General features: G+C 64.0%; 6 protein-coding genes. 4 read left to right on the forward strand and 2 right to left on the reverse strand.

Annotation, left to right across the window (positions count from 1 at the left end; all coding sequences use genetic code 11):
- From EN925_RS19255 to EN925_RS19270, 4 genes are all read left to right on the forward strand, one after another.
- On the forward strand, nucleotides 1-884 hold an 884-nt coding region (locus EN925_RS19255), incomplete at its 5' end, for a phospholipase D-like domain-containing protein (RefSeq protein ID WP_245487244.1).
- A 108-nt stretch (nucleotides 885-992) separates the two neighbouring features.
- A complete protein-coding gene (locus EN925_RS19260; RefSeq protein ID WP_013529834.1) occupies nucleotides 993-1841 on the forward strand; it encodes an endonuclease/exonuclease/phosphatase family protein in 849 nt (282 codons plus the stop codon).
- Between the two features lie 62 nt (nucleotides 1842-1903).
- On the forward strand, nucleotides 1904-2239 hold the full coding sequence (locus EN925_RS19265) for a hypothetical protein (protein WP_127370322.1): 336 nt from the start codon (nucleotides 1904-1906) through the stop codon (nucleotides 2237-2239).
- 377 nt (nucleotides 2240-2616) lie between these two features.
- Complete coding sequence (locus EN925_RS19270; RefSeq protein WP_024502664.1) at nucleotides 2617-3477, forward strand: hypothetical protein; 861 nt, start codon at nucleotides 2617-2619, stop codon at nucleotides 3475-3477.
- 62 nt (nucleotides 3478-3539) lie between these two features.
- Here EN925_RS19270 and EN925_RS19275 read toward each other — a convergent pair whose 3' ends face one another.
- On the reverse strand, nucleotides 3540-5054 hold the full coding sequence (locus EN925_RS19275) for an aldehyde dehydrogenase family protein (protein WP_127385386.1): 1515 nt from the start codon (nucleotides 5052-5054) through the stop codon (nucleotides 3540-3542).
- Between the two features lie 185 nt (nucleotides 5055-5239).
- On the reverse strand, nucleotides 5240-6047 hold an 808-nt coding region (locus EN925_RS19280), incomplete at its 5' end, for a DUF6596 domain-containing protein (protein WP_348630334.1).

The raw sequence follows: 6047 nt of genomic DNA on the forward strand, positions 1-6047 counted from the left end.
TCCTGGGGCATTTGTGCGAGGCCAACATCCCCGCCGACGTCTTCAACGGCAACATCGTCATGGGCCTGCGCCTGCCCTACGCCAATCTGAGGACCCACCGGAAGATCCTGGTGGTGGACGGCATCGCCGCCTTCACCGGCGGCATGAACATCCGAAAAGGCTTCTCCGCCGAATTCGCCGGCTCCAACAGCGCCAGGGACACACATTTCCGGGTGACCGGCCCGATCGTCGCCGACCTCTTTTCGGTCGCCGCCGAAGACTGGCGCTTCGCCACCAACGAGGCGCTGAAGGGCGACGCCTGGCGCATTGCCCCGCTGTCGCCATCGCCAGGCGCACCGATGATGGTGCGGGCAGTCGCTTCCGGCCCGGATGCCAGCAACGAGACCAACCACAAGCTGCTGATCGGTGCGTTCTCGGTCGCCCGCAAGTCCATACGCGTGATGTCGCCCTATTTCCTGCCGGATCGGGAACTGATCAGCGCCCTGATCACCGCCGGCAGGCGCGGGGTCGAAATCGACATCGTGGTGCCGGCGGTGAACAATCTCTTCCTCGTCGACCGCGCGATGATGGCGCAGTTCGATCAGGTGCTCAAACACTATTGCCGTGTCTGGCGAACCGAGGGACCATTCGACCATTCGAAGCTGCTTTCGATCGACGGCGCGTGGGCCTATGTCGGATCTTCCAATCTTGACGCCCGATCGCTGCGGCTCAATTTCGAGATCGACTTGGAGGTGCTCGATGCCGGCTTTGCCAGCGAGATCGAGGCGCGGATCGGGTCGGCGATTGCCTCCGCCGTGCCGGTAACGCTGGAAGCCTTGCGAGCCCGGCCGTTCCTTATCAGGCTGTTCGACCGGGCATTGTGGCTCGGTTCACCCTATCTCTAAGGCGGAGGCGCGCTTGAGGAACTCGTCTGTCATGGAACATACGCCGAAATTGCCTATTTTGACTGTATCCGGCTTCTGAATTGAAGCCAGCGAGAACGAGCAGCACAGATGCACAGAATTGGACGCAGCCTCCCGGCAAGCATGCTTCTGTCCCTTCGTGACCGCCGGATGCAGAAAGCTAACGCCGCCGCACTCAAGACGACAGCCACCACCGGCACGCTGGTTGCCTCCTACAATGTCCACAAATGCATCGGCGTCGACAGGAAGTTCGATCCGGACCGGACCATCCGCGTCATCCGCGAAATCGATCCGGATGTCATTGCCCTGCAGGAAGCCGACAACCGCTTCGGCGACCGTGATGGTCTTCTCGACCTGCCCCGGCTCGAACGGGAAACCGGACTGGTTCCGGTGCCGATTTCCGCTACCGGCAAGGGCCATGGCTGGCATGGCAACGTCTTGCTGTTCAAGAAGGGCGTCGTTCGCGACGTGCACCAGATCAAGCTTCCGGGGCTGGAGCCGCGCGGCGCGGTGGTGGCGGAGATCGACCTCGATGGAAGCCGGACGCTGCGCATCATCGCCGCCCATCTTGGCCTGCTGCGCCGCTCGCGCTCCCAGCAGGCGCGCGTCGTGCTCGACCTGATGAACAGCCCGGACGAAAGACCGACCCTGCTGCTCGGCGACCTCAACGAATGGCGGCTTGGCAACCGCTCCGCTCTCAACACGCTGCATGCGACGTTCGGCCCGCAGCCGCCGGCGGTCCCCACCTTCCCGTCGAACCTGCCGCTGCTGGCGCTCGACCGGATCATGGCCAACCGGCATGGCATGATTGCCGCCATCGACGCGCATGACACGCCGCTTTCACGCGTTGCCTCCGACCACCTGCCGCTGACGGCCTTCGTGCGCCTGGAGCGGGTGGACGATAACGCCTTGATGTCTCCCGCGTCGCAAAGAGTGTAAAATTAAGCGGAACGCCGGGTTCTTCCGCGAGTTACCATGTCTTGAACGTGTAGGAGGACGAGATGAAGAAGTTGATTCTGGCTTCCCTGTTGGCATTGGCCGCGACAGCGGCGATCACTGCGCCGACGCAAGCGGCAAGCGTGACCATCCAGTCCGACGACGACGACAGATATCTGCCGGATGACAATTCCGACAGTGGGATCGTTATTCGCCGTCACCACCGGGATCGCTATTACGACAATCAGTATGATGGCGACCGGAACGTTCAGTATGACGATGGCGAATACCGGTACGGCGAATATCGCCGCCACCACCGGCATCATCGCTGCCATATCGAACTGGTCAAGCACTGGCGCCACCACCACAGGGTGATCGAAGAGGTCCGCGTCTGCGGCTGATCCCGATCGAACCAACCGGCCGGCCAAAGCCGGCCGGTTTCATCGCGTATGGTGGCGAGAGATGCCGCCACCAGTTGGAAATGCCCCTGCAGACGACTGACGCGCGGCGCGGTTCGCGCAGCTGGATTACCTGGCTGATCTTGTCGCGATTGCGCTTGGCACGGTAACCCACTCTCCACCATCCCCGTCAAGCGGTACCGGCCCGCTTCCCAGGGCATGGCAATCGGTTAGCGGATCCCACCATGGACCGGTCGTTGCCCGACCCGTGTTCGGGTTGGGCTTGCTCTTCGCATTTGGTGCCTCTGGACACAGCCGTGGAAGGCTGAAAAATGTGGAGCGCAACTCGGCTTTTGGAGTTGAACCGGAACACCAGGAGGATGGCGCTGAAATTGGAAGATATTGCCGGCCATCCGGCGTTGCATCGCTACGTTCAGGAACAGTCCCTGGCGCTGATCCGAATCTATGAGGAGAGCCCTCGCCTGGCTTCCATTTTCGCCACGCAGCAGCGTTGGCTGATGGGTCATGTCGGCCTCGCCATGCATTTCAGGCGCGATCCGCACGACCGCCGCAAGGAACTGACGGTATCGCGGTTCATCGAGTTCGTGCACCAGCATGCGGTCGCCAGCCGCAACACGGCGGACGCTTTCATCAAGGAGATGCTGCACTACCACATCGCCGAGTATGTGTCGGGTGGCGACGGCCGTACGCACCCTTTGCAGCCGACGGCGGCAACCGTGCAGACCTTTACCGGCTGGGTCCTTGCCCATCTGCGGACGCTGGATCGCCTCGACGGCGCTGACCGCTTGGCCAGGTTCCTCGAACACCCCGAGATGGTTGCCGGGCTGCAGCCTCTGGTGGCGGACGGCCTGCTTGCCTCCAAGCCGGTGCGCGAACCCAACCAGACCTTTTCGCTGTTCATCTGGCTCAACAATGGCGGCATCGTCATGGACTGGCTGATGTCGGGCATCGACCCCGATCACGCCGGCCTGGACCAGATTCCGACCAGCGTGGTTTCGATCGGAGATTTCGCCAAATGGCTCAAGCTCTCGCGGACCCATCTGGCCCGCAAGCTGCGCGCTGCCGAGAATCTCGGCAGCATCGGCTGGCTCGGCCAGCGCGGCCATTCGGTGATGTGGGTGTCGAATACATTCTACCAGGAATACATGACAGTCCAGGCGGCCAAACTGGCCATCGTCGACACCGCTTTCAATGCCTGTTTTCCGCCGGCTGGAAGCTGATCGGTGCGGCATCCCCGTAACGGGGATGCCTTTCAATGCGGGCGATCAAAATCCCGAAGTTCTCAGTCGATGTCGAACGACACGCCCTGGGCGAGCGGCAGCGCCTTGGAATAGTTCACCGTGTTGGTGGCGCGCCGCATATAGGCCTTCCATGCGTCGGAGCCGCTCTCGCGGCCGCCGCCGGTTTCCTTTTCGCCGCCAAAGGCACCGCCGATCTCAGCGCCCGAGGTACCGATGTTGACATTGGCAATGCCGCAATCCGATCCGTCGACACCCAGGAAACGCTCGGATTCCTGCAGGTCGCGGGTGAAGATCGACGACGACAGGCCTGCGCCCACGGCATTGTGCTCGTCGAGCACGGCGTCGAAATCCGAATATTTCATCACATAGAGGATCGGCGCGAAGGTCTCTTCCGTGACAGGGGCCACCTGCTTGGGCATCTCGACCAGCGCCGGGTGCACGTAATAGGCATCCGGGTGCCCGTCCTCGACCCGGGTGCCGCCGGTCACCTTGCCGCCATGGGCGGCGGCTTCCTTCAGCGCCTTCTGCATGGCGTCAAAGGCCGCCTTGTCGATCAGCGGCCCGACCAGCGAGGAGGTCTCCAGCGGATTGCCGACAGACACACTCTCGTAGGCCTTCTTGAGGCGCGGAACCAGGGCGTCGTAGACGCTGTCATGCACGAACAGGCGCCGCAGCGTCGTGCAGCGCTGGCCGGCCGTGCCCATCGCTCCAAAGGCAATCGCGCGCAGCGCCATGTCGAGATCGGCGCTCGGGCAGACGATGCCGGCATTGTTGCCGCCGAGTTCGAGCACTGCGCGGGCAAAGCGCTTGGCCAGCCGCGGGCCGACGTCGCGGCCCATGCGGGTCGAGCCGGTCGCCGAAACCAGCGGCACCTTGGGGTGATCGACCAGGATCTCGCCGACGGCGCGGTCGCCGATCAGCACCGGCGCCAGGCCATCAGGTGCGTCCGCGCCGAAGCGCTTGACCGCACGCTTGAAGATAGCCTCGCAGGCAAGTGCGGTCAGCGGCGTCTTTTCCGACGGCTTCCACACCACCGCGTCACCGCAAACAAGCGCCAGGGCGGCATTCCAGGACCACACAGCGACCGGGAAATTGAAGGCGGAAATGACGCCGACGACGCCGAGCGGATGCCAGGTTTCCATCATCCGATGGCCCGGGCGCTCGGTGGCGATGGTCAGGCCGTACAATTGCCGGGAGAGGCCTACGGCGAAATCGCAGATGTCGATCATCTCCTGCACTTCGCCGAGCCCCTCGGACGGGATCTTGCCGACCTCGATCGACACCAGCCGGCCAAGCTCGGCCTTGTGCGCGCGCAGTTCCTCGCCGAGCAGCCGCACCAGTTCGCCACGCCGCGGGCCCGGCACCATGCGCCAGGCCTGGAAGGCCTTGTGCGCGGCATCGATCACCTTGGCCGCGTCAGCCGGCGAGATCGTCTTCAGCGCCGCGATCTGCTCGCCCGTCACCGGGCTGCGCACGATCAGGTCGCCGCCGACGAGCGCTTCCTTGGCCACGCCCAGTTTCGCCAGCAGTTCGGTCGTTTCCTTGCCTATCGTCATTCTTGTCCCTTTCAGATCCCGTCGCCATCATATGGCGCTGGGTTAAGCCTTCGCCGTGCCGCCCGTGTGCCGAAAGGCACTTCAGGCGCAGTCATGGCGTGGCATTACTCGTTTCAGGGGAAAATCGCCACCCCGGCATGGTCCAAGCCCAAACTACACGATTGAGCCAGATGGGGAGGTGACGCTCAGTTTGCCTTTTTCGCCGGCGGGCGCACCGCACCGTCCTTGATCAACCGGTCGATATGCATGCGGATATGGGCAGCTTCTGCCGCCGTGTTCGCAAGCGCTATGGCGCGGTCGAAGGCGACGCGCGCCTCGTCGCCCCGGTCGAGCTGCATCAAGAGGCCCCCCTTGAGCCCGAAAAAGTGGAAATAGCCGGAAAGCCGTTCCTCCAGCGGCTCGATCATGGCCAGCGCCTCCCCCGGTCCACGCACCTTCGAGACCGCGACGGCCCGGTTCAGCGTGACCACCGGCGACGGCTGCATCTGCTCCAGCAAGCGGTAGAGCAGGTCGATCTCGTTCCAGTCCGTATCCTCGGCCTTTTCGGCCCGCGCATGCAGCGCGGCAATCGCCGCCTGCACCTGGTAAGGGCCGGGCTTGCGATGGCGCAGCGCCTTGTCCACCAGTGCCAGCCCCTCATCGATCATCTTGCGGCTCCACAGGCTGCGATCCTGGTCTTCGAGCAGCACGATCTCGCCGCTCTCGTCGAAACGGGCCGGTGCGCGCGCATGCTGCAGAAGCAACAGCGCCGTCAGCCCCATGATCTCCGGCTCCGTCTGGAACAGCCGCAGCAACAGCCGTGCCAGCCGGATCGCCTCCTCGCACAGCGGCGCGCGGGCCGGCGCCTCGCCGCTGTTGGTCGAATAGCCCTCGTTGAAGACCAGGTAGACCATGGCGGCGACGGCGGCGAGCCGTTCCGAGCGCTCGACCGCGCCAGGCGTCTCGAACGGCACGCCGGCGTCCGCAATGCGCGCCTTGGCGCGAGTGATGCGC

It is taken from the genome of Mesorhizobium sp. M7A.F.Ca.US.006.04.2.1 (assembly GCF_004022915.1).
Classification (GTDB): domain Bacteria; phylum Pseudomonadota; class Alphaproteobacteria; order Rhizobiales; family Rhizobiaceae; genus Mesorhizobium; species Mesorhizobium ciceri.

Bases quoted from the DNA above. Each gene is read 5' to 3' on its own strand.
- EN925_RS19260 (WP_013529834.1), top strand. From the start codon at position 993: ATGCACAGAATTGGACGCAGCCTCCCGGCAAGCATGCTTCTGTCCCTT.
- EN925_RS19265 (WP_127370322.1), top strand. From the start codon at position 1,904: ATGAAGAAGTTGATTCTGGCTTCCCTGTTGGCATTGGCCGCGACAGCG.
- EN925_RS19270 (WP_024502664.1), top strand. From the start codon at position 2,617: ATGGCGCTGAAATTGGAAGATATTGCCGGCCATCCGGCGTTGCATCGC.
- EN925_RS19275 (WP_127385386.1), bottom strand. From the start codon at position 5,054: ATGACGATAGGCAAGGAAACGACCGAACTGCTGGCGAAACTGGGCGTG.